Source organism: Streptomyces sp. MUSC 14 (genome assembly GCF_001866675.1).
Taxonomy (GTDB): Bacteria; Actinomycetota; Actinomycetes; order Streptomycetales; family Streptomycetaceae; genus Streptomyces.
The window spans coordinates 204,332-225,330 of sequence record NZ_MLYN01000022.1; the positions used below are offsets into that span (position 1 = coordinate 204,332).

21 protein-coding genes are annotated in these 20,999 nt (G+C 73.0%); 9 read left to right on the forward strand and 12 right to left on the reverse strand.

Annotated features, from left to right (window positions below; all coding sequences use genetic code 11):
* Nucleotides 1-32: 32 nt before the first annotated feature.
* The 4 genes from BIV25_RS14070 to BIV25_RS14085 all read right to left on the reverse strand — a co-directional run bounded on the left by BIV25_RS14070 (nucleotide 33) and on the right by BIV25_RS14085 (nucleotide 5,124).
* Nucleotides 33-659 carry a flavin reductase family protein gene (locus BIV25_RS14070; protein ID WP_071372614.1) on the reverse strand — a complete coding sequence of 209 codons (627 nt, stop codon included), beginning with the start codon at nucleotides 657-659 and terminating at the stop codon, nucleotides 33-35.
* 54 nt (nucleotides 660-713) lie between these two features.
* Nucleotides 714-1,514, reverse strand: coding sequence for an enoyl-CoA hydratase/isomerase family protein (locus BIV25_RS14075; RefSeq protein ID WP_371273018.1), 801 nt, complete (start codon nucleotides 1,512-1,514; stop codon nucleotides 714-716).
* Nucleotides 1,511-3,745: an acetate--CoA ligase family protein gene (locus BIV25_RS14080; RefSeq protein WP_071372615.1), complete on the reverse strand. Its 2,235-nt coding sequence runs from the start codon at nucleotides 3,743-3,745 to the stop codon at nucleotides 1,511-1,513. Before BIV25_RS14080 ends, BIV25_RS14075 begins: the two co-directional genes overlap by 4 nt.
* Nucleotides 3,746-3,924: 179 nt before the next feature.
* The gene (locus BIV25_RS14085) at nucleotides 3,925-5,124 is read right to left on the reverse strand and encodes an NAD(P)/FAD-dependent oxidoreductase (RefSeq protein ID WP_071372616.1); all 1,200 of its coding nucleotides are present in this window, start codon (nucleotides 5,122-5,124) and stop codon (nucleotides 3,925-3,927) included.
* A gap of 224 nt (nucleotides 5,125-5,348) precedes the next feature.
* Here BIV25_RS14085 and BIV25_RS14090 point away from each other — a divergent pair, with 224 nt between their 5' ends.
* Genes BIV25_RS14090 through BIV25_RS14100 form a run of 3 tightly spaced genes read left to right on the forward strand, consistent with a single transcriptional unit; the run spans nucleotide 5,349 to nucleotide 6,840 of the window.
* Nucleotides 5,349-5,798: a DoxX family membrane protein gene (locus BIV25_RS14090; RefSeq protein WP_071372617.1), complete on the forward strand. Its 450-nt coding sequence runs from the start codon at nucleotides 5,349-5,351 to the stop codon at nucleotides 5,796-5,798.
* Nucleotides 5,798-6,205 (forward strand): Zn-ribbon domain-containing OB-fold protein, encoded by a 408-nt coding sequence (locus tag BIV25_RS14095; RefSeq protein ID WP_071372618.1) that lies wholly within the window; start codon nucleotides 5,798-5,800, stop codon nucleotides 6,203-6,205. The genes BIV25_RS14090 and BIV25_RS14095 overlap by 1 nt, the downstream gene beginning before the upstream one ends.
* A gap of 23 nt (nucleotides 6,206-6,228) precedes the next feature.
* Nucleotides 6,229-6,840, forward strand: a complete 612-nt coding sequence (locus tag BIV25_RS14100) for a GNAT family N-acetyltransferase (protein WP_071372619.1) — start codon at nucleotides 6,229-6,231, stop codon at nucleotides 6,838-6,840.
* A gap of 82 nt (nucleotides 6,841-6,922) precedes the next feature.
* Here BIV25_RS14100 and BIV25_RS14105 read toward each other — a convergent pair whose 3' ends face one another.
* The 3 genes from BIV25_RS14105 to BIV25_RS14115 form a co-directional block, all read right to left on the reverse strand.
* Complete coding sequence (locus BIV25_RS14105; protein ID WP_071372656.1) at nucleotides 6,923-7,588, reverse strand: pyridoxal 5'-phosphate synthase; 666 nt, start codon at nucleotides 7,586-7,588, stop codon at nucleotides 6,923-6,925.
* Nucleotides 7,589-7,640: 52 nt separating this feature from the next.
* Nucleotides 7,641-8,066 (reverse strand): pyridoxamine 5'-phosphate oxidase family protein, encoded by a 426-nt coding sequence (locus BIV25_RS14110; RefSeq protein ID WP_071372657.1) that lies wholly within the window; start codon nucleotides 8,064-8,066, stop codon nucleotides 7,641-7,643.
* Between the two features lie 83 nt (nucleotides 8,067-8,149).
* Nucleotides 8,150-9,322 carry an acetyl-CoA acetyltransferase gene (locus BIV25_RS14115; RefSeq protein ID WP_071372620.1) on the reverse strand — a complete coding sequence of 391 codons (1,173 nt, stop codon included), beginning with the start codon at nucleotides 9,320-9,322 and terminating at the stop codon, nucleotides 8,150-8,152.
* Between the two features lie 107 nt (nucleotides 9,323-9,429).
* Between BIV25_RS14115 and BIV25_RS14120 the strand changes: the two genes are divergently transcribed.
* A complete protein-coding gene (locus tag BIV25_RS14120) occupies nucleotides 9,430-10,614 on the forward strand; it encodes an acyl-CoA dehydrogenase family protein (RefSeq protein WP_071372621.1) in 1,185 nt (394 codons plus the stop codon).
* A complete protein-coding gene (locus BIV25_RS14125) occupies nucleotides 10,611-11,081 on the forward strand; it encodes a nitroreductase/quinone reductase family protein (RefSeq protein ID WP_071372622.1) in 471 nt (156 codons plus the stop codon). Before BIV25_RS14120 ends, BIV25_RS14125 begins: the two co-directional genes overlap by 4 nt.
* On the opposite strand, the gene BIV25_RS14130 is transcribed toward BIV25_RS14125, so the two are convergent.
* On the reverse strand, nucleotides 11,071-11,715 hold the full coding sequence (locus BIV25_RS14130) for a LysE family translocator (protein WP_071372623.1): 645 nt from the start codon (nucleotides 11,713-11,715) through the stop codon (nucleotides 11,071-11,073). The genes BIV25_RS14125 and BIV25_RS14130 overlap by 11 nt on opposite strands.
* A gap of 82 nt (nucleotides 11,716-11,797) precedes the next feature.
* Here BIV25_RS14130 and BIV25_RS14135 point away from each other — a divergent pair, with 82 nt between their 5' ends.
* Entirely contained in the window at nucleotides 11,798-12,250 is a 453-nt protein-coding gene (locus BIV25_RS14135; RefSeq protein WP_071372624.1) for an Lrp/AsnC family transcriptional regulator, read from the forward strand.
* 85 nt (nucleotides 12,251-12,335) lie between these two features.
* Here BIV25_RS14135 and BIV25_RS14140 read toward each other — a convergent pair whose 3' ends face one another.
* The gene (locus BIV25_RS14140) at nucleotides 12,336-12,983 is read right to left on the reverse strand and encodes a TetR family transcriptional regulator (RefSeq protein ID WP_256255798.1); all 648 of its coding nucleotides are present in this window, start codon (nucleotides 12,981-12,983) and stop codon (nucleotides 12,336-12,338) included.
* Between the two features lie 260 nt (nucleotides 12,984-13,243).
* Here BIV25_RS14140 and BIV25_RS14145 point away from each other — a divergent pair, with 260 nt between their 5' ends.
* Together BIV25_RS14145 and BIV25_RS14150 are read left to right on the forward strand one after the other, a co-directional pair.
* A complete protein-coding gene (locus BIV25_RS14145; RefSeq protein WP_071372658.1) occupies nucleotides 13,244-13,918 on the forward strand; it encodes a VOC family protein in 675 nt (224 codons plus the stop codon).
* A gap of 198 nt (nucleotides 13,919-14,116) precedes the next feature.
* Nucleotides 14,117-16,459 (forward strand): serine/threonine-protein kinase, encoded by a 2,343-nt coding sequence (locus BIV25_RS14150; protein ID WP_071372626.1) that lies wholly within the window; start codon nucleotides 14,117-14,119, stop codon nucleotides 16,457-16,459.
* Between the two features lie 140 nt (nucleotides 16,460-16,599).
* On the opposite strand, the gene BIV25_RS14155 is transcribed toward BIV25_RS14150, so the two are convergent.
* From BIV25_RS14155 to BIV25_RS14165, 3 genes are read right to left on the reverse strand one after another with little or no spacing between them, the layout of a single operon-like run.
* Entirely contained in the window at nucleotides 16,600-17,376 is a 777-nt protein-coding gene (locus BIV25_RS14155; RefSeq protein WP_371273019.1) for an enoyl-CoA hydratase/isomerase family protein, read from the reverse strand.
* Complete coding sequence (locus BIV25_RS14160; RefSeq protein WP_071372628.1) at nucleotides 17,373-17,780, reverse strand: Zn-ribbon domain-containing OB-fold protein; 408 nt, start codon at nucleotides 17,778-17,780, stop codon at nucleotides 17,373-17,375. The genes BIV25_RS14155 and BIV25_RS14160 overlap by 4 nt, the downstream gene beginning before the upstream one ends.
* Nucleotides 17,781-17,791: 11 nt before the next feature.
* Nucleotides 17,792-18,946 (reverse strand): lipid-transfer protein, encoded by a 1,155-nt coding sequence (locus tag BIV25_RS14165; protein ID WP_071372629.1) that lies wholly within the window; start codon nucleotides 18,944-18,946, stop codon nucleotides 17,792-17,794.
* 117 nt (nucleotides 18,947-19,063) lie between these two features.
* Between BIV25_RS14165 and BIV25_RS14170 the strand changes: the two genes are divergently transcribed.
* Nucleotides 19,064-20,668 (forward strand): FadD3 family acyl-CoA ligase, encoded by a 1,605-nt coding sequence (locus tag BIV25_RS14170; RefSeq protein ID WP_071372630.1) that lies wholly within the window; start codon nucleotides 19,064-19,066, stop codon nucleotides 20,666-20,668.
* The last annotated feature ends 331 nt before the right edge of the window (nucleotides 20,669-20,999 follow it).

Below are 20,999 nucleotides of genomic sequence, written 5' to 3' on the forward strand. Positions count from 1 at the left end.
GGTAGGCCGAGTGGCCGGTGGCGCGCTGATCGTCATGCCTGGGGAGCGAGCCGCGCGAACCGCCCCCGGTGGAAGAGCAGCGGGTCGGCGCCGTCCCCGGCCGTGCCCAGCGCGTTCACCCGGCCCACGACGATCAGATGGTCGCCCCCGGTGTGCACGGCCTGGATCGTGCAGTCGATCCAGGCGGCCGCACCGGCCAGGCGGGGCGAGCCGGAGACGGGCGCCGGGTCGTGGGCGACCCCCGCGAACTTGTCGGCGCCGCTCACCGCGAAGGCCCGGCACAGCTCGCCCTGGCCGGCGCCGAGGACGTTGACGCAGAAGACGCCGGCTCGGGCGATGCGCGGCCAGGTGCTCGATGTACGGCCCACCAGGAAGCAGACCAGGGGTGGTTCCAGGGAGACGGAGGAGAAGGACTGGCAGGCGAAGCCGGCGGGCATCGGCTCGCCCTCGGCGGCCGGGGCGGTGACGACCGTGACCCCGGTCGCGAAGTGCCCCAGCACCCGCCGGAACTCCCCGGCCTCCACCGGCGCCCGCTCCCCCTCCCGGACGCACCGCAACTCCGGGCGCGGCAACGGCTCCACGGGCGCCGGCGCCGTGGCCGGGGTCGGGGCCGACCTGAGGTATCGGACGGCTGCCGCTGCCGCCCCTGCGTGTCCCATCACATCCTTTATTGAAACTGACGGAACGTCAGTTGAGAAGGTGTACGGCCGCTCTCATCGCCCCCGGAATTCAGGCGCCCTCCGCTCCACGAACGCCCGCAGCCCGTCCTGGGCGTCCTCGGTCGTCATGTTGATCTCCTGGGCCCAGGCCTCCGCGGCGAAGGCGGTCGCGCGGTCGGCGTCGAGGGAGGTGTTCACCAGGTGCTTGGTCAGGGCCAGGGCGCGGGTGGGACCGGCCGCCAGGCGGGCCGCCCAGGTACGGGCCGTCTTCTCCAGGTCGCCGTCCGGTACGACCCGGTTGACCAGGCCCAGCCGCTCCGCCTCCGGCGCCGGGAGCGCGTCCCCGAAGAACATCAGCTCCTTGGCCCGCCGGGGACCCAGGAGGCGGGGGAGCAGATAGGCGCCGCCCCCGTCCGGCACCAGGCCCCGGCGCACGAACACCTCGATGAAGCGGGCCGATTCGGCCGCCAGGACCAGATCGCAGGCCAGCGCCAGATGCGCGCCGAGGCCCGCCGCCGTACCGTTCACGGCGGCGAGCACCGGTTTCTCGCAGTCCAGCACGGCCGCGATCAGACGCTGGGCGCCCTGGCGGAGGACGCGGGCCACGTCGCCGGGAAGCCGTTCGCCGGTCCCGCCGCCCCGCAGGTCCGCGCCCGCGCAGAAGCCCCGCCCGGTGCCGGTCAGCACCAGCGCCCGTACCTCCGGGTCCGCCGAGGCCGCCGTGAACAGCTCGACCAGGTGGTCCCGCATGTCCGGCGTGAGGGCGTTCAGCGACTCCGGGCGGGACAGGGTGACGTACGCGACGTGATCCCTGACCTCGTGCTCGATCCCGGCGCCCGGCACCGGCGGCGTCACCGGCACACCACCAGCGCGTCCAGCGCCACCGCGCCCTGCCCCCGCTCCAGCACCATCAGCGGGTTGATGTCCAACTCGGCGATGTGGTCGCCGAGTTCGAGCGCCATACGCTGGACCCGCAGGACCACCTCCACCAGGGCCTCCCGGTCGGCCGGCGGGCGGCCGCGGACGCCGTCCAGCAGGGCCCGGCCGCGCAGTTCGGCGAGCATGGCGTGGACCTGGTCCTCGCCGAACGGCGGGACGCGGACCGCCGCGTCGTGCAGGACCTCCACCAGGACCCCGCCGAGGCCCACCGTCACGGTCGGGCCGAACAGGTCGTCGTGCGTGACCCCGACGACCATCTCCACGCCCTGCTCGACCATCTGGCACACCAGGATCCCGTCCAGCGAGACCCCCTCGTAGCGCGCGATGTCCGTCAACTCGCGGTAGGCCTCCCGGACCTGGCTGGCCGACGTCAGGCCGACCTTCACCAGACCCAGTTCGGTCTTGTGGGCGATCTGCGCGCCGGAGGCCTTCATCACCACCGGGTAGCCGACCTGGGCGGCCGCCCGTACGGCCGCCGCCGCGCTGGTCACCAGCTGTTCGCGCGGGACCCGGATGCCGTAGGCACGCAGCAGCTGCTTGGCCGCGTGCTCGCTGAGCCTGCGGCCCGGACTCATCAGGGCCTCCGCCTTGCGGTAGGAGGGGGAGGGGGTGCGCGGGGCCTCGTCGAAGGGGGAGCGGTAGTCGCTGACGAAGGCGTGGTGGCCCAGCCAGGCCCGGACCGCCGTCAGGCAGTTGCCGACCGTACGGAAGGTCGCCACCCGGGAGGAGCCGAGCAGCACCTCGCGGTAGGCGGGCTCCGTGCCGACCGGGGAGCCCCACACCACGCAGATCAGCTTGTCCGTCTCCTCGGCCGCCGCGACGAGGTCCGCGACCAGCCTGTCGCTCAGCGGCGGGAAGGGGCCGGTGACCGGGCAGATCAGGACCCCGATCGAGGGGTCCGCGAGCAGCGCGTCGATGATCTTCCGGCCGCGGTGGTCGCCCACCGGATGGCCGCCGTTGTCCACCGGGTTGGCCACGCTCAGGTACTCCGGGATCCACCGGTGCAGCTCCGCCTGCCGGTCCTCGGACAGCCGGGGCAGCCGCAGTCCCATCCCTGCCGCCAGGTCGGCGACGTGCGCGCCGGTGCCGCCGGAGATCGAGTAGACGGCCACCCCGTCCGCCAGCGGAGCCCGCGCCCGCGCCAACAGGGCCGCCGTGTCCTGGAGTTCGTCGAGTCCGTCGACACGTACGACGCCGTACTGGCGCATCGCCGCGTCCACCACGTCGTCCGCGCCGGTCAGCTTGCCGGTGTGCGAGGCGGCCGTACGCGCCCCGGCCTCGGTGCGGCCCACCTTCACCGCGACCACGGGCACCCCGCGGCGGGCGGCGCGGTCGGCGGCCAGCAGGAAGGCGCGGCCGTCCTTGAGGCCCTCCACGTAGGCGGCGATGGCGCCGACCTCGGGCTGTTCGGCGAAGTACGAGATGAAGTCGGCGGTCTCCAGATCGGCCTCGTTGCCGGTCGGCGCCCAGTGCGAGAGGCGGATGCCCAGCTGCTGGAGCGAGAACACCGGGCGGCCCTGGTGGCCGGACTGGGTGATCAGGGCGATCGCCGGGCCGGTGAGGTCCTCGCGGAAGTGCTCGAAGGCGTTCAGGTTGGTGTTCGGGCCGAGCAGGCGCAGGCCCGAGCGGTGCACGGCCTCCGCCAGCCGCTGCTGAGCCTCCGCGCCCGCCTCGCCGGTCTCGGCGAAGCCCGAGGCGAAGGCGACCGCGAACTTCACCTTCACGTCGGCCAGTTGCCCGATCAGCGGGAGCGGATCGGCGACGAGGAGGACGGCCAGGTCGATCTGGCCGGGCGGCAGGTCGGCGACGGAGGCGGCGCACGGGATGCCGAAGACGGCCGGTCGGGTCGGGTGCACCGGGTGCACCCGCGCGCCGACCCGCTCGGCCCAGGCGACCAGCTGCCGGGTGATCCCGGTGTTGGGCCGTCCCTCGGCGTCCGAGGCGCCGATCACGGCGACGGACTCGGGCCGGAAGAAGCGGGTCAGGTCCGGTACGTCCGCGTACAGCGGGCGCCCGCTGACGTCGAGGTCGTCGCCCCGGTCGTGGATCCGGTCGTGGACCGAGGGCCGGGGCCGCTGCTCGCCGCAGGCGATGACCCGGGCCCGGCGGGAGTCGGTGGTGAGGGTGCCGTGGGTTGATCCAAGCATCGGTCCGCCCCGCTCCTGTGAGACAGCAGAAGTAAACTGACGCATGGTCAGATTACTGAACTGACGCAGTGTCAGGAACTGGTCGGACATTCAAAGTTACCGGCGGGTGCGCCCCCTCGTCACCGGGCCCGCCATCGAAGCCGTCACCGAATCCGCCACCGGATCCGTCTTCGGCCCCGTCACCGAGGCGGCCCGGCCACCGCCTTCGCGATCTTCGTCGCGTCCAGCGCCAGTTCCCGGAGCATGCCGCTGATCGGGTCGGTGAAGCCGGTGAAGTACAGGCCGGGCGCCTGCGCGGGGGTGTGGCCGCCGTGCACGACCGGCATGCCGCGCCCGTCGAGGACGTCGAGATGGCCGACCAGCTCCTCCAGCGCCCGCGCATAGCCCGTCGCCGCGATCACCGCGTCCGTCTCGACCCGGCTGCCGTCGGCGAGGACGACCTTTCCGGGGTTCCCGCCCTCGAAGGAGTCGACGGCGGCCACGATCTCGACCGTGCCCGCCCGCACGGCGTCGATCAGGCCGACGTCCTGCACCGGGATCGCGCCCTGGCGCACCCTGCTGTAGAGGCCGGTGTCCGGGCGGGGCAGCCCGTGCGCCGTGAGGTCCGGCACGGTGGCCTTCGCGAACGGCCCGGCCAGCCGGTCCACGAGGCCCACCGGCAGCCGCCGTACCAGCACGCCCGAGTACTGCGCGGCCCAGCCGAGCGTCGAGCGGCGCAGGATGTGCGGGGCGGTCCGCACCGCCAGCCGCACCCGCGCAGCCCCGCCCTCGGCCAGGTCCACGGCGATCTCCGCACCGGTGTTGCCGGCCCCGACGACCAGCACGTCCCGGCCGGCGTACGGTGCGGCGTTCCGGTATGCGGCGGCGTGCAGAAGCTCCCCGGTGTAGTCGTCGAGGCCCGGCCAGTCGGGCAGCCGCGGGGTGTGGTGGTGGCCGGTGGCGACGACGACCGCGCTGCCGGTCAGCTGCCGGCCGCCGGAGGCGTGCAGCAGCCAGCCGGTGCCGTCCGGCGTCCGGTCGACCCGGAAGACCTCCACGCCGGTGACGATCTCCAGCTCGTGGTGGTCGGCGTACTTCTCCAGGTAGCGCACCACGTCGTCCCGGGCGACCCAGCGGCCGGACTTGCGGGGGATCGCGAGGCCGGGCAGGGCGGACAGCCGCCGCGTGGTGTGCAGCCGGAGGCGGTCGTGGCGTCCGCGCCAGGAGGCGCCCACCCGGTCCGCCTTCTCCAGGACCACCGCCCGTACGCCCCGGGCCCGCAGCGCGTACGCGGCCGCCAGACCGCCGGGCCCGGCGCCTATGACGTACACCGGGTGGCCGGCGGAGGCCGGGGCGGGCCGCGCGGAGGCGGGGGTGGAAGCGGAATGTGAATCGGCCATGCTCGGAGCGTAATCACCCACCTGCTTGATGGGTCTCGGTCAAGACCGGAATTGGTTGCGGATTGATCACGGGTGTACGGGAAGGGTTCGTGACCGGTGAAGAAAAGCCCCAAGTCGTGGCCGGTTACTGCCTGTTGTTCACCACCTGCTGGTCACCGTTTCCTGGCGCGGTGGCCGGGCTCCAGCCATGGGCTTCACGGCCTGTCTGACGTACCGTCAGATCCATGGACTCCATATGGCTGGACGGCGCTCAGTGGCTGGCGGTGCTGCGGATCGGCCTCGGGCTGTGGTGGCTGGAGAGCTGGCGGCACAAGGACAAGAAGGCCTGGTTCGAGCGGGGCAGCGGCATCGCGTGGGCGGCCGGGATCGCGGAGAAACACCGCTGGGCGGCCGTGCGCGACGGCTTCGCGGCGACGGTGAAGCCGCACCCGAAGCTGATGGCCTACGTCGTCGCCTACGCCGAGCTCTCCCTCGGCCTCGGCCTGATCCTCGGCTTCCTGACCCCGGTGGCACTGATCGGCGGCCTGCTGCTGAACGCCGTCTACTTCGTGCTGATGATCCACGACTGGGCCGAGCAGGGGCAGAACTCGATGATGGCGCTGATCTCGTCGGTCGGCCTCTTCGCGATGGCCTGGCAGACCTGGTCGGTCGACGCCTGGCTGGGGTGGTTCTGATGAGCACCGCGCGGTACGACATCCCCGAGCCCGACACCTTCACCCGCCCCTACTGGGAGGCCGCTGCCGCCGGCCGCCTTCTGATCCGCCGCTGCGGGGCCTGCGGCCGGGCTCACCACTACCCCCGCGAGTTCTGCCCGCACTGCTGGAGCGAGGACGTGACCTGGGAGGAGGCGAGCGGCCGGGCCGCGCTCTACACCTGGTCCACCGTCCACCGCAACGACCTGCCGCCCTTCGGCGACCGCACGCCGTACACCGCCGCCGTCGTCGACCTGGCCGAGGGACCACGGATGATGACCGAGCTCGTGAACTGCGCGGAGAGTGGGCTGCGGGCCGGGATGGAGCTGGAGGTGGCCTTCCGGGAGGGCGACGGGTTTACGTTCCCCGTATTTCGAGCGCGCGAGTGAGCCGTACGGACTTCAATGGGCGGATGACCCGGACGAGTGAGCGACCTCTCGATCAACCCCTGCCCGAGCTGCACGGCAACGGCCTGTGCCTGCGTCACTGGGACGCGGAGTCCGACGCCGACGTCGAGACATGGCTGCGCGGCACCACCGACCCGGATTTCCGGCGCTGGAACACCCCGCTCACGGCGGTGACGACCCTCGACGAGGCCCGCGAGTCGCTGCGCACTCGCGCCGCACAGGTGGCGCAGGGCAGCAGCGCGTTCTTCCGGATCACCGACGAGGACAGCGGTACGACCCTGGGACACATCGGCATCAACGAGATCGACCCCGTCCTGCGGGTCGCCCGCGTCGGCTACTGGGTGCTTCCCGAGGCCCGTGGCCGCGGCACCGCCACCCGGGCGCTCACCCTGGTCACCTCCTGGGTCTTCGCCGAACGCTCCCTGCACCGCGTCGAGTTGGGCCACGCCCTCGGCCACGACATCTCCTGCCGGGTGGCCGAACGATCCGGTTTCCGCCACGAGGGCACCCTGCGCGACGCGATGTTCGAGGCGGGACGGCACGACGCCTTCCGGGACGTGCACCTGCATGCCCGTCTTGCGACGGACCCGGACCCGGGGGCCGGGCCGCGACGGTGACCGACGAGCAACGGCCTGTACCAGCGGATCGGCTACCGGCCGGTGGCGGACTTCGCGGTGTGGGGGTTCGGGGGCTGAGTCCTCACGGCCACAACAACCCCCTGCTCCACCCGAACTCCGTGCTCCGGTACTCCAGCCGCACATGCCGGCGCTCCGCGTCGCCCTGGAAGAACTCCACCGTCTCGGGGTGCAGCCGGTACAGGGTCCAGGTCGGGGACGGCTCGGACGGGTTGGCGCGGGCCCGGTCCCAGGCCGCCTCCGAGGCCCGGCGCAGCTCGTCCAGCGAGGAGAGGCCGTCACTCTGTCGGCCCGTGAGCGCCGCCGCCAGCGCGCCCGTCGAGCGGGCGTGCAGATCCGCCTGGCTCTCGGTCGAGGGGGCCGCCGTCACCGGGCCGCGCACCCGGACCTGGCGGCCCAGCACCGGCCAGTAGAAGGCCAGGGCGGCGTGCGGGTGGGCGGCGAGGGCGCGGCCCTTGCGGCTGGTGCGGTGGGTGGCGAAGGCCCAGCCGTCCGCGTCGGCGCCGTGCAGCATCACGATCCGTACGTCCGGCCGCCCCTCCTCGTCCACGGTCGCCAGCGACATCGTGTGCGGCTCCGGCTGCCCGGCCGCCACCGCCTGCGCGAACCAGTCCGTGAAGAGGAGCAGAGGGGTCGGCGGGGCCGTGCCCGGGTCGAAGGCGGGCAGTGTCGTCGTCCCCGCGTCCCACACCCGCAGCGACCTCAGCAGTGCCGGGAGATCAGTTGCCATGCCGTCCATGGTCACATCCCCGTGGTCACAGCCGTGTGCCCGCGCCCCGTGGTCACACCTGGCCGAGATCCGACGACACCCACCGCTGCGGGCGCATGTGGATCACCAGTTGCTCCCCGTGGTTCTTCCAGGCGAAGTCGACGTAGCCGGGCACCTTCTCGGCCGGCAGATAGCGTGCGGAGATCTCCCGGAGTTCCTCGATCGTCGCCGGGTCCGTCCGCACCACCGGGCCCTCCACCGACACGTACCGGATCGTCGGCTCCAGCCGGTCGATCATCAGCGTGAACCGGCCCGCCTCGCTGATCAGGCCGTACTTGCGGGACTCCCGCCCCGTCATGATCCACACGTCCCCGCCGGGCTCGTACCAGTACCAGATCGGCACGGTCAGCGGCGCCCGCCCCGGACCCGCGTCCACCGCCAGCGCGGCGACGTGCGGCTCGGCCAGGAACGCCTCGCGCTCTGCGCGACTCAACGCCATGTCGGTCTCCTCCAGCTGTCCGGTGTGCGGCCGGTGGCAACAGCGGCCGTACGGACCGTCTTCCCGCAGCGCCGTCCGGCCGATCAGTTCCGGCCGAGCACCACCGTCCCGGACGAACAGAACCATCCCCCCGTCCCCGAGGCGACCCCGAGCCGGGGCGGCTGACCGTCCCGGCCCCGCACCTGCCGTTCGCCCGCCTCCCCGCGCAGTTGCCGCACCGCCTCCACCAGCAGGAACAGCCCCCGCATCCCGGGGTGTTGGGCCGACAGCCCGCCGCCGTCCGTGTTCACCGGCAGCTCCCCGCCCCGCACCAGCAGCCGCCCCTTCTCCACGAACGCCCCGCCCTCGCCCTTCCCGCAGAAGCCCAGGTCCTCCAGGGTCACCAGGGTCATGTAGGTGAAGGCGTCGTAGATCTGCGCGAAGTCCATCTCCCGCGCCCGCACCCCGGCCCGCCCGAAGGCGAGCCGGCCGCTCACCGCCGCCGGGGAGACCGTGAAGTCCGGCCACTCGGACATCGCCGCGTGCGAGGTGTGCTCGCCGGTGCCGAGGATCCAGACGGGCGCCGTACGACAGTCCCGTACGTACTCCTCGGCGGCCAGCAGCACCGCCGCGCCGCCGTCCGAGCGGATGCAGCAGTGCAGCTTGGTGAACGGGTCGGCGATCATCGGGCCGGCCAGGACGTCGTCCACCGTGACCGGGGTGCGGAACATCGCCTCCGGGTTCAGGGCGGCGTTCGCCCGCGCCTGCACCGCCACCTCCGCCAACTGCTCGACGGTCGTGCCGTGTTCGAGCATGTGACGGCGGGCGGCCATCGCGTACTTGGCGATCAGGGTGTGGCCGTAGGGGACCTCGAACTGGAGGGGGCCGCGCGCGCCGAAGGACAGGTCGCCCGTCCGGCGGCCCGCCTTGATGTCGGCGCGGGCCGTGGAGCCGTAGACGAGGAGGACGGCGTTCGCGTGGCCCGCCGCGATCGCGTCCGCCGCGTGCGCCGCCATCACCTCCCAGGCCGAACCGCCGACCGAGGTGGAGTCCATCCAGGTCGGGCGCAGGCCCAGGTACTCGGCGACCTCGACCGGCGCCAGCGTGCCGAGGCCGGCGGAGGCGAGGCCGTCGACCAGCGCGCGGTCCAGGCCGGCGTCCGCGAGGGCGCGGCGGGCCGCCTGCGCGTGCAGGGTGTACGGCGTCGCGTCGGCCACCCGCCCGCAGTCCGACAGCGCCACCCCGACCACGGCGACTTTCCGGCTCCCGGCAGTCATACGGTCCTCCGTCCCCTGTGCATCTCGCTTCGGCGCTCCTAATATGACGGACCGTCAGATCCGGTGGAAGAGGCCGGGAAGAGGCCGGGAAGAGGCAGGGGAAAGCCATGGACACGCGTCTCACCGCCGAACAGGACGAGATCCGCCGCACCCTGCGCGAACTCCTCCACAAACGCTGCGGCCCCGAGGAACTGCGCGCCGCCCTCGACGCCCCCGCCGGACACGACCCCGCCCTCTGGTCCGCCCTCGCCGACCGGCTCGGCCTGCCGGGGCTCGCCCTGCCCGAGCGGTACGGCGGGATCGGCTGCCCGGTCACCGAACTGGCCCTCGCCTGCGAGGAGACCGGCCGCGCCCTCGCCCCCACCCCGCTGCTCGCCACCGCCGTACTCGCGGCGCCCCTCGTGCTCGCCCTCGGCACGGAGGCCCAGCGCGCCGAACTGCTGCCCCGCCTCGCCGCCGGCACCCTCACCGCCGCCCTCGCCGTACCGGGCACCGGCCTCGCCACCGTGCTCGCCCTGACCGGCGACAACGGCGGCTTCTCGGCCGGCGGCGGCCGGGCCGGCGGTGTCCAGGCCCGGCGCACGCCGGACGGCTGGCTGCTGTACGGGCAGGCCGACCAGGTGCTCGACGGGCACAGCGCCGGGCTGCTGCTCGTCGCCGCGCACACCGGAGGCTTCGCCCGCGCCCGGACCCGGCTGTTCCTGGTGCCGGGCGACGCCCCGGGGGTCGTACGGGTACGGCAGACCGCCCTCGACGCCACCCGCCCCCAGGCGCGCGTCCAACTGCGCGATGCGCGGGCCGAGTCGCTGGGGGAGGAGGACGCGGACGCGCTGTCCGCCCTTGCCGGCCTGGGGGACGGGGCCGCCGCCGTGCTCGCCTGCGAGGCCGTCGGGGCGGCCGGCCGGGCGCTGGAGCGGACCGTGGAGTACGTCGGGCAGCGCGAGCAGTTCGGCCGGCCGATCGGCTCCTTCCAGGCGGTGAAGCACCGGCTGGCCGAGGTGTACGTGGCGGTGCAGGCGGCCCGCTCGGCCGCGTACTACGCCGCCTGGGCGACCGCGCAGGGGGAGAGGGCCGGTGCGCTGGCTCTCGCCCAGGCCCTGGAGGCGCTGCGGCTGGCCGCCGCCGAGGGCATCCAGCTGCACGGCGGGATCGGCTTCACCTGGGAGCACGACGCCCACCTGTACTTCAAGCGGGCGGCCGGGGACGAGCTGCTGTTCGGCCCGCCGCACCGGCTGCGGGAGCGGGCCGCCGAGGCCGCCGGGCTGTTCGGACGCGGCGAGGTGGCGGTGTGATCGGCGTCCGGATGGTGCAGAAGGTGTCCTCGACGCGGGGGTTCGCGAAGGTCGCCCCGCATGTGATCCCGGCCCTCGACCGCACCGTGCACCGGCTCACCCGGGGCCGGGTGCTGCTCAGCGCCCAGATGCTGCCCGGTGTGATCCTCACGTCCACGGGTGCCCGCAGCGGGCTGCCCCGCAGGACTCCGCTGGCCTGCATGCCGCAGGAGGACGGGCGGAGCTGGCTGCTCGTCGGCTCCAACTTCGGCCGTCCGGGCCATCCTGCGTGGACCCACAACCTCCTCGCCCATCCGGATGCCTCGATCAGCTGGGAGGGGCGGGACATCCCGGTGGCGGCCCGGCTGCTGGAGGGGGAGGAGCGGGCGGCGGCCTGGCGGTCGGCCGTCGCGTTCTGGCCGCCGTACGTCGCGTACCAGGACCGGGTGACGCGGGAGATCCGGCTGTTCCGGCTGGTCACAAGGTAGCCAGGCGCTCCACGAGCAGAATCGCCCCGATGCCCAGCATCGCCGCCCCCGACGTCCGGGTCACCGCCCGGGCCGCCGCGGGCCGGGCGGACAGCAGGGCGCGGGCCAGGACGCCCACGGTGAGGTAGACGGCCGCGCAGCACGCCATGTGCAGCAGGCCGAGGGCCGCCGTCTGGGCCGGGACCGGCAGATGGGCGCCGCGCAGGGTGAGGAACTGGGGGAGGACGGAGAGGTAGAGCAGCAGGCCCTTGGGGTTCAGGCCGCTGATCGTGGCGCCCCGGAGGAAGAGCCGCCCCTCGGCCGCGTGCGAGGCCGCCTCCGAGGCCGCGTCCGGGACCCCGTTCGCGCCGGGCACGGCCGGGCGGCGCAGGACCCCCCACCCCAGCCACAGCAGATACCCGGCGCCCGCGACCGTCAGCGCGGTCAGCAGCTTCGGCGAGCCCGCCACCAGGACCGCCAGACCCGCCGTCGCGAGGACCGTGTGCAGGGCGTACCCCGACACCAGGCCCGCCACCGCGCGCGGCACCGAGCGGCCGCGCAGCGCGGTCGCGATGACGTACGCCCAGTCGGCACCCGGTACGCACACCAGCAGCAGGTCCACGGCGAGGAAGGAGAAGAGCAGTCCCGAATCCATGTCGGTGACATTAGGAGGGAAAGCCCCAAAAGTGTTCCCGATGTTTTCCCGCGAACAAGTGTTTCGAGGGAAGATCTGCTCCATGGACGACGTTGACCGGAAAATCCTTGCCGAGCTCCAGCAGGACGGGCGGCTGACCGTGACCGAGCTGGCCGCGCGGGTGCGGCTGAGCGTCTCGCCCTGCCACCGGCGGCTGCGCGAGCTGGAGCGCTCCGGCGCCATCGAGGGGTACCGCGCGGTGGTCGACCCGGGCGCGCTCGGGCTGAACTTCGAGGCGCTGGTCTTCGTGTCCATGCGGCAGGAGGACCGGGACACGGTGGCCGACTTCGAGCGGGCGGTCAGCGAACTGGAGCACGTGCTCGACGCCCAGCGTCTCTTCGGCGAGCCCGACTATCTGCTCCGCATCGCCACCGTCGACCTCGCCGCCTTCCAGCGGCTGTACGACGAGCGGCTCGCGACCCTGCCGGGCGTGCAGCGGCTGACGTCGACCCTGGTGATGAAGCACGTCGTACGGGACCGGCCGCTGCCCGCATGACAGCGCAGGCGGCGGCTCATCTCGAGTGAACCGCCGCCTGCCAGACAGGACTTGGGGAGAGCAAGAAGGGAAGGGAGCCTGTTGCCTATTTGCTCGGCTTCTTCCCCGTCACGCCCAGGTGGACCAACAGTGCGAGGTTCGGCTTCAGTTCGGCCTGTTTCACGCCCCAGGACGAGAAGCCCTTCTGGTGGGCCGCCACCGCCGCGAGCATCGCGACCAGCGAGCCGGCCACCGCCGCCGGGTTCACGTCCTTGTCGACCCTGCCCTTGGCCTGGAGTTCGGCGATGGAGTCCGCGAGGGAGTTGTTCACCGAGTTCAGGATCTTCATCCTGAGCTTGTAGAACCGTTTGTCCCCTTCGGCCGCGCCAAGGTCGACCACCCGCAGGATGGCGTCGTTCTTCCGCCAGAACTCCAGGAATCCGTCCACGAGTTCCTGCGCGGTCTGCCACCCGGACTTGCCGGCCCACGACCGCCCTTCGAGCAGCTCGGTCAACCCGGCGCCCTCGGTGGCCATTTGCTCGGCGATCTCCAGGACGGCACCTTCGACGTCCGGGAAGTACTGATAGAAGGTCGCGGGCGAAGTGCCCGCTTTCCGGGCGACATCGATGACCTTGACGTCCCGGTACGGGGAGGAGCTGAGCATCTCGCTGAGGCAGTCGAGCAGCTTCTGCCGGGTCGCCTGCCCACGCCGGCCGGCCACGCGGCCGTCGACGGTACGCACTTGTCCTGTCATGCCGTCAGCTTACCGAGGGGTGATCGGAGCGCGATTCGGCCGACTGCAAATGGGGTGCATGGGTGCTCTGGGGGTGGTGTGCCTGGTCTGCGGGGTGCGGGCGGCCCGGTTACTTTGGCGGCATGGCCGAAAACAGGGCATCCGCGAACGAAGCGACGGATGAGGCGGAAGAGGCGGACGGGGCGGAAGAAGTGGTCGAGGGGGAAGTGGTCGAGGCGGCAGGCGCGGCTGAGCCGTACGGGGAGGGCGTGCCCTGCTGGGTGGACGCCCAGCTGCCCGACGTCGAGGCGGGCAAGCGCTTCTACGGCGAGCTGTTCGGGTGGTCCTTCGAGGACGTGTACGGCTCCTCGGTGTGGGCCCGGCTGGACGGGCGGCCGGTCGCCGCGCTCGTGCCCAAGACCGACGGCCGGATGCCCACCGTCTGGACGGTGTACTTCGCCACCCCGGACGCCGACGCCTTCACCCGGCGGATCCTCGCGGCCGGCGGACAGGTGGTGACGGCGCCCACCCCGCTGGAGGACCTGGGCACCGCCGCCCTGGCCGCCGACTCCGAGGGCGCGGTGTTCGGCCTGTGGCAGCCGGGCCGGCACCGGGGCTTCGGGGTCCGCCGCGAGCCCGGCAGCTTCGTCTGGGCCCAGCTCTACACGCGCGACATCTCCGCCGCCAACGCCTTCTACGGCACCCTCTTCCACGACGCCCTCTTCGGCGCGGGCGCCGAGCCCGACTTCGGGCGGGCCGAGGTCACCGAGGTGTTCCCGGCCGAGATGCCCCCGCACGTCCTCGCCCACTTCCGGGTCACCGGCCTGGGCGAAGCCCTCGGGGCCGTCCAGCGGCTCGGCGGCCGGGTGCAGGCGCCACCCTTCGAGACGTCGTACGGAGCTGTGGCGGTCGTCACCGACAATCAGGGGGCGTCGTTCGCACTATTGCAGCGATGATCCGGCCGACGCGGCGGCAATCCGTCCGCTTTGATCGGATTAAGTGCCAGACACCCCGATTTTTCGCCGGGTTCGCAACGAGCCGCCCGGCCAGGAAGAATCAGGGTGCGTGCCGCCACGGCGGTGCGGTGGTGAGACGCTGCACGTCGGTCGCGTACATATGGGGTGGCGCGGCCAGTACGGGGAGGTGGCAGGCAAGTGGTGGATCAGCTGACGCAGCACGATCCGCGGCGGATCGGGCCGTTCGAGGTGCTGGGGCGGCTGGGCGCCGGCGGCATGGGGCTGGTCTATCTCGCGCGCTCGGCGTCCGGCCGGCGCGTGGCGATCAAGACGGTCCGCACCGAACTGGCCGAGGACCAGCTCTTCCGCGTCCGCTTCACCCGTGAGGTGGAGGCGGCCCGCGCGGTCTCCGGGTTCTACACGGCCGCCGTGGTCGACGCCGACCCGCGCGCCGCCGTGCCCTGGCTGGCCACGGCCTACGTGCCCGCGCCCTCCCTCGAAGAGATAGTGAACGACTGCGGGCCCCTCCCGGCCCAGGCCGTGCGCTGGCTCGCCGCGGGCGTCGCCGAGGCCCTCCAGTCCATCCACGGCGCGGGACTCGTGCACCGGGACCTGAAGCCGTCCAACGTCCTCGTGGTCGAGGACGGCCCCCGGGTGATCGACTTCGGCATCGCGTCCGGCGTCTCGAACACGCGCCTGACCATGACGAACGTCGCCGTCGGCACCCCCGCCTACATGTCACCGGAGCAGGCCAAGGACTCCCGCAGCGTCACCGGCGCCAGCGACGTCTTCTCGCTCGGCTCCATGCTGGTCTTCGCCGCGACCGGCCACCCGCCCTTTCACGGCGCCAACCCGGTCGAGACGGTCTTCATGCTGCTGCGCGAGGGCCCGGACCTGACCGGCCTGCCCGACGAGCTGCGCCCGCTCATCGAGGTCTGCATGCAGATGGAGGCGACGGGCCGCCCCTCCCCGGCCGACCTCCAGGCCCAGCTCGCCCCCCATCTCTTCGGCTCCGGCTCCGACGACAGCGGCACCGCATCGGCCTGGCTGCCCGAGAAGGCCGTCGCCCTCATCGAGTCCCGCCGCGGCGGCCGCCCCGCCACCAGGCCCGCCACCCCGGTCGGCACCGGCGGCGGCCGCAGCGGCGGCCGTTCGGCGGTCCCCCCGCTGCCCTCGTACGACCCCGCCCCGCCGGCGCCCGTCGGTGGCCCCGACGCCGGCCCGGTCCGCCTCGCCGGCGCCCAGGTGCCGATCGGCCCCGGCCCGCGCGTCGCCGACGCCCGCGCCGCCGCCGTCAAGGCACCCCCGCCGGAGGCCGGCCTGGTGGCCACCTGGTCCCGCCCGCGCCCCGGCGTCGCCGGCGCCGACCCGGCCCTGCCGGCCGCGCCGCCCGTGCCCCCGGAGACGGCGAACGGCTGGCGCCCCTGGCGGTTCCGCATGTCCAACGACGTCTGGGGCACCCCCACCGTGGGCGGCGACCTGGTCTACGTCACCTCCTTCGAGGTGCACGCCCTGGACGTGGCCACCGGCCGCCGGCGCTTCAAGACCCGCGACGTCGCCTGGTCCATGGCGGTGGCGGACGGCCGTATCCACGCCTCCGACGGCCCGACCCTGTTCGCCCTGGACGCCCGCGAGGGCAGCGACCTGTGGCGGCTGTCGACGGACGCCTGGGTGTACTCCCTGAAGGCCGACCACGGCACGGTCGTCACCGGCACCCGCGGCGGCGGCGTCCAGGCCTGGGAGGCCGCTACGGGCCAGAAGCTGTGGGAGATCAGCGGCTGCCAGACCGACTTCGAGTCCCCCGAAGCCGGCCCGCTCGTCCACGACGGCACGGTCTACGTGTGGCAGAACGGCCGGCTGCGCGCCCTGGAGGCCCGCACCGGCGAGGAGCGCTGGTCGTACCCGGTCGGCGACGCGGCCTCCTGCGGCGGTGTGCCCGTGCGCCTCACCCCGGCCGTCGACGGCTACGTCTACGTCTCCGCGGGCACCCGGGTGATCGCCGTCGAGGCGGCGAGCGGCATGGTCCGCTGGCACTTCGAGGCCCCGGCGGTCTTCCTGAGCCCGCCGACCTTCGCGCCCGGCCCGGCGGTCACGGGCGGCGGCGTCTACCTCGCCGACTACCTCGGCACGGTCTACGCCCTCGACGCCACCGACGGCCGCGACCGCTGGCGCATCGCGACCGAGGCCCGCTCCTCGATCGAGCCGGTCCTGGTCGCCGCCGGTCACGTCCACGTGGGCAGCGGCAAGGCCCTCTACACCCTGGACGCGGTCACCGGCACGCCCAAGTGGCGCTTCCAGGCGGGCGGCGACGTCGTGGGCGCACCCGCGGTGGCCGAGGGCCGCATCCACTTCGGCTCCACCGACCACCTCCTCTACACCCTCAAGGCCGACGACGGCCGGCTGCGCTGGAAGCTGGCGACGGGCGGCGAGATCACCGGCTCCCCGGTGGTCAGGGACGGCGTGGTGTACGCGTGCAGCAAGGACCGGTGCGTGTACGCGCTGGACGCGGAGAAGGGGACGGGCACGGCGCGGACGGCGTAGCGCGGCCCCGTCCGGCGGCGTGCGTGACGGCCGTCGTACCGGTTGTCACGGAAAGGGCTCCGGACGGCGGCCGTCCCAGGGCTGACGCTACCCCCGGCCCCGGACACCCGCCATGCGGTGCCGCCGGTGACGGCGGACGGTCACCGCACCCGGAACCCACCGACGCGCCGCCCCGCGAACAGCTCCGCCTGCCGCCCGGCCGGCAGATTGCCGAGGGCGATGAGGTGCGGCGCCTGCGCGAACGCCTGCGCCAGCGCCGCCTCCCGTGCCGCCCACAGCGCCCGCACGGTCCCCTGCACACCCCCCGCCGGATACCCGGCGATCACGCCCGCACAGCGCACCGCGGCGGCCAACGCCCCGCCCTCCTCCGTGACTTCCGACACGAGCCCGATCTCATGGGCCCGCCGGGCGGAGATCCGTTCCGCGGTGCCCATGAGCATCATCCGGGCCACCTCCCCGTACGGCATCCGCGCGGCCAGCAGCATGGACTCGTACGCGCTGACCATGCCGTACGAGGTGTGCGGATCGAAGAAGACGGCCGTCGGATCGGCCACGACGACATCGCACTCGCCGAGCAGATAGAAGGCACCCCCGCAGGCCATCCCGCGCACGGCGGCCACGACCGGCTTCCACAGGTCGTTCGCCTTGGGCCCGAGTCGCAGCAGCGGATCGTCCTGCATGTACGGCGACGACGGCTGCGGCACGACGACGTCCCGGTCGATCCCGGTGCAGAAGGCCCGCTCCCCGCTCCCGGTGAGCACGACCGCCCGCACCACGTCGTCGACCCTGAACTCCCGCCACACGCCGGTCAGTTCACGCACCATCTCCAGATCGACGGCGTTGAGCCGCGCGGGCCGGTCCAGCGTGACGACGGCGACACCGGTGCCCTTGTCGACGTCGACCCGGACGGTGTTCACGACAGGACCCACTGCGGAAGTCCGCCCGCGAACACGACATGCACCCGCGCCCCGATCCGAAGCCTCCCTGGATCAAGGGAGTTGAGAGGATCACCGGCCCGCCCGACCACGTTGCCCACGAGCCGGATGCGCGGAGCGTCCTCCAACTCCACCACGACGACGTTGTACGGCGCCTGCTCCGCGTACGCGGGCAGCAGCGGCGGATGCGGTACGACGTACGACCAGATCCGGCCCCGCCCCGACACCGCCCGCCACTCGCTCTCGAACGACTGGCAGTGCGGGCAGCAGGGCCGGGGCGGGAAGCGGAGCTCGGCGCAGTCGGCGCAGGCCTGGACGCGCAGTTCACCCCGGGCGGCGTACTCCCAGAAGGGGGCGCCGTCGGCGTCCGTGACGGGGGTCAGCATGGTCGGCTCCTTCAGTTCCTGAGGAGGAGGGCGGAGGTGGGTACGCCCTCGCCGGCGGTGACCAGGCAGGTGGCGGCGCCGGGCACCTGGGCGGTGCTGGTGCCGCGCAGCTGCTTCACCCCTTCGGTGATGAGGTTGAAGCCGTGCACATAGGCCTCGGAGAGCCCGCCCCCGGAGGTGTTGAGCGGCAGCCGCCCCCCGATCTCGATCGCGCCCCCCTCCGTGAACGCGCCCCCTTCACCCCGCCCGCAGAAGCCGTACCCCTCCAGCGAGAGCGGGACGAGGGCGGTGAAGGCGTCGTAGATCTGCGCCACGTCGACGTCGTCCGGAGTGAGGTCGGCGTGCTTCCACAGCTGCCGGGCAGTGCTCCAGGCGGGCCCGGTGAGCGGGTCGTCGTTCCAGTAGTTGACCATCCCGTGGTGCTGGGCGGGCAGCCCCTGGGCGGCGGAGTGGACGTAGACGGGCCGCTGCCGGCAGTCCCGCGCCCGCTCCCGCCCGACGACCACACAGGCCAACGCCCCGTCCGTCTCCAGGCAGTTGTCGAAGAGGCAGAGCGGCTCGCTGATCCAGCGGGCGGTCATGTACATCTCGCGGGTCAGCGGCCGTTCGTACATCACGGCGGCCGGGTTCTGGTTGGCGCGGTTGCGGCAGGCCAGGGCGACGTTGAAGAGGTGGTCGCGGGTGGCCCCGTACTCGTGCATGTACCGCCGCGCCAGCATGGCTATCTCGTCGGCGGGCCGCAGCAGCCCGAAGGGCCGGGTCCACTGGGCGGGAGTGGGGAGTTGCACGGTGGTGTTGGTCCACGGCCGCGGCCCGCTGCCCCGCTTCCGGGACCGCCATGCCACGCCCACGGAGGCCTGCCCGGAGGCGATGGCGGCGGCGAGATGCGCGACGGTCGCGCAGGACCCGCCCCCGCCGTACCCGACCTTGCTGAAGAAGGTCAGATCCCCGAACCCGACCGCCTTGGCCAGCTCGACCTCGTCGGTCTCCTCCATGGTGTAGGAGGCGAGCGCGTCGACCTCGCCGGGCGCGATCCCGGCGTCGTCGAGCGCGGCGAGCACGGCCCGGCAGGCGAGCGTCTTCTCGTCCTCCGGCAGATGCCGCGCGAACGAGGTCTGCCCGATCCCGACGACGGCGGTGGCGTCCTTCAGTCCGGCGGCTGCCATGCGTGTCCCCCTCATCGCGCCCTCACATGCGGATTGCTGACTGACCGTCAGATTACCGCTAATCTGACGGATGGTCAGCTGTGCGGTGTGTGGGTCTGGTCATGAAGGGGGTCTGACATGGGCGACTGGGGGACCGTTCCGGAGCTGGTGTGGTGGTCGGCCGAGCGGTACGCGGACGGCGAGGCCGTGGTGGACGGCCGGACGAGGATCACCTACGCCGAGCTCGGCGCCCGCGTGGACCGCTCGGCGGCCGCCTGCATCGCGAGCGGCGTGCGCACCGGCGACCGCGTCGCGGTCTGGGCTCCCAACTCGCTCGACTGGATCGTCGCCGCGCTGGGCGCGGTGAGCGCGGGCGCCGTCCTCGTCCCCCTCAACACCCGCTTCAAGGGCACGGAGGCGGCGGACGTACTGCGCCGCAGCGGAGCCCGGCTGCTCTTCGTGACCGGCACCTTCCTGGGCACGTCGTACGTGGCCTCCCTGCGCCGGGCCGCCGGACAGGGCACGGTGGCCCCCGGCGGCCGGGGCCCACTGCCGGGCCTGCCCGAGCTGACGGACGCGGTGGTCCTGTCGGAGGACGCACCACCGGAGTTCCGCACGTGGAAGGACTTCCTGGCGGGCGGGGAGGGCGTGCCGACGGAGGAAGTACGGTCGAGGAGCCGCGAGTTGACCGCATCCTCCCTCTCGGACATCGTCTACACCTCGGGTACGACGGGCCGCCCCAAGGGCGCGATGATCACGCACGAGCAGACACTGCGGGCGTACGACATCTGGGCCGACCTGGCCGGCCTGCGCGCCACGGACCGCTACCTCATCGTCAACCCCTTCTTCCACACCTTCGGCTACAAGGCGGGGGTGATCGCCTGCCTGACGCGCGGGGCGACGATGATCCCGCAACCGGTGTTCAACGTGGAGACGGCACTGGCGAACATCGCGGCGGAACGGGTATCCGTACTCCCCGGCCCCCCGACCCTCCACCAGTCGCTGCTGGACCACCCTTCCCGGAACGCCCACGACCTCTCCGCCCTGCGCCTGGTGGTGACGGGCGCGGCGGTCGTCCCGCTGCTCCTGGTGGAGCGGCTGCGCGGAGAACTCGGCGTGGAGACGGTCCTCACGGCGTACGGCCTGTCCGAGTCGAGCGGGTTCGCCACGATGTGCCGCCGGGCCGACGCCCCGGCGCTGATCGCATCGACATCCGGCCGTGCGATCCCGGGCACGGAGGTGAGGGTGGTGGACGCGTCGGGCGCACCGGCGCCGACCGGCGAGGCGGGCGAGGTCCAGATCCGGGGCTTCAACGTCATGCAGGGCTACTACGGCGACACCGAGGCGACGGCGGAGACGATCTCACCGGACGGCTGGCTGAGCACGGGCGACGTGGGCGTCCTGGACACGTCGGGCAACCTCCGTATCACCGACCGGATCAAGGACATGTTCATCGTCGGCGGCTTCAACGCGTACCCGGCGGAGATAGAGCAACTCCTCGCCCTCCACCCCGAGGTACGGGAGGCGGCCGTGATCGGCGTACCGGACGCACGGCTGGGGGAGGTCGGCAAGGCGTACGTCGTCCGCCGCCCGGGTTCCCCCCTCACCGCCGACGACCTGATCGCCTGGTCCCGCCGCGAGATGGCGAACTACAAGGTGCCGAGGGCGGTGGAATTCGTCCCCGAACTCCCGAGGAACGCGAGCGGGAAGGTGGTGAAGGGGGTGTTGCGGGGGAGGGGGTGAGGGCGGAGGCGGTGAGGGGAACGGGGTTTCGCTGATTCGGTGTTGGCAAGTGACCGCGGGGCCGCCCGCTTCTTTGGCCAGTGTCGTGCTTCCGCGAGGTGTGTAAGGGCGCTCCCGTTCCGCTGCGCTCCACTCCCGCGTCGGCTGTGCCGATGGCTCGCGTCTTGCCTGCACGCCGGGTGGGGGCGGCGGCTTGCGGGTGGGGGAGGGGGCCGTCCCTTCAGCCTCGTCAGTCACACCACTCCTACCAGTCACGAGAGAAAGGGCAATTGGATGATTTGGGCGGGCTGGGAATGGGAGGGGGGATGGATAGGGGCGGTTGGTGCAGGGG

What these genes read in the sequence shown, in the direction of transcription:
- BIV25_RS14170 (WP_071372630.1), top strand. Translation starts at nt 19,064, where the DNA reads ATGGGCGACTGGGGGACCGTTCCGGAGCTGGTGTGGTGGTCGGCCGAG.
- BIV25_RS14100 (WP_071372619.1), top strand. Translation starts at nt 6,229, where the DNA reads ATGACCCGGACGAGTGAGCGACCTCTCGATCAACCCCTGCCCGAGCTG.
- BIV25_RS14070 (WP_071372614.1), bottom strand. Translation starts at nt 659, where the DNA reads ATGGGACACGCAGGGGCGGCAGCGGCAGCCGTCCGATACCTCAGGTCG.
- BIV25_RS14095 (WP_071372618.1), top strand. Translation starts at nt 5,798, where the DNA reads ATGAGCACCGCGCGGTACGACATCCCCGAGCCCGACACCTTCACCCGC.
- BIV25_RS14165 (WP_071372629.1), bottom strand. Translation starts at nt 18,946, where the DNA reads ATGGCAGCCGCCGGACTGAAGGACGCCACCGCCGTCGTCGGGATCGGG.
- BIV25_RS14130 (WP_071372623.1), bottom strand. Translation starts at nt 11,715, where the DNA reads ATGGATTCGGGACTGCTCTTCTCCTTCCTCGCCGTGGACCTGCTGCTG.
- BIV25_RS14160 (WP_071372628.1), bottom strand. Translation starts at nt 17,780, where the DNA reads ATGCTGACCCCCGTCACGGACGCCGACGGCGCCCCCTTCTGGGAGTAC.
- BIV25_RS14085 (WP_071372616.1), bottom strand. Translation starts at nt 5,124, where the DNA reads ATGGCCGATTCACATTCCGCTTCCACCCCCGCCTCCGCGCGGCCCGCC.
- BIV25_RS14115 (WP_071372620.1), bottom strand. Translation starts at nt 9,322, where the DNA reads ATGACTGCCGGGAGCCGGAAAGTCGCCGTGGTCGGGGTGGCGCTGTCG.
- BIV25_RS14120 (WP_071372621.1), top strand. Translation starts at nt 9,430, where the DNA reads ATGGACACGCGTCTCACCGCCGAACAGGACGAGATCCGCCGCACCCTG.
- BIV25_RS14140 (WP_256255798.1), bottom strand. Translation starts at nt 12,983, where the DNA reads ATGACAGGACAAGTGCGTACCGTCGACGGCCGCGTGGCCGGCCGGCGT.
- BIV25_RS14080 (WP_071372615.1), bottom strand. Translation starts at nt 3,745, where the DNA reads ATGCTTGGATCAACCCACGGCACCCTCACCACCGACTCCCGCCGGGCC.
- BIV25_RS14135 (WP_071372624.1), top strand. Translation starts at nt 11,798, where the DNA reads ATGGACGACGTTGACCGGAAAATCCTTGCCGAGCTCCAGCAGGACGGG.
- BIV25_RS14090 (WP_071372617.1), top strand. Translation starts at nt 5,349, where the DNA reads ATGGACTCCATATGGCTGGACGGCGCTCAGTGGCTGGCGGTGCTGCGG.
- BIV25_RS14105 (WP_071372656.1), bottom strand. Translation starts at nt 7,588, where the DNA reads ATGGCAACTGATCTCCCGGCACTGCTGAGGTCGCTGCGGGTGTGGGAC.
- BIV25_RS14110 (WP_071372657.1), bottom strand. Translation starts at nt 8,066, where the DNA reads ATGGCGTTGAGTCGCGCAGAGCGCGAGGCGTTCCTGGCCGAGCCGCAC.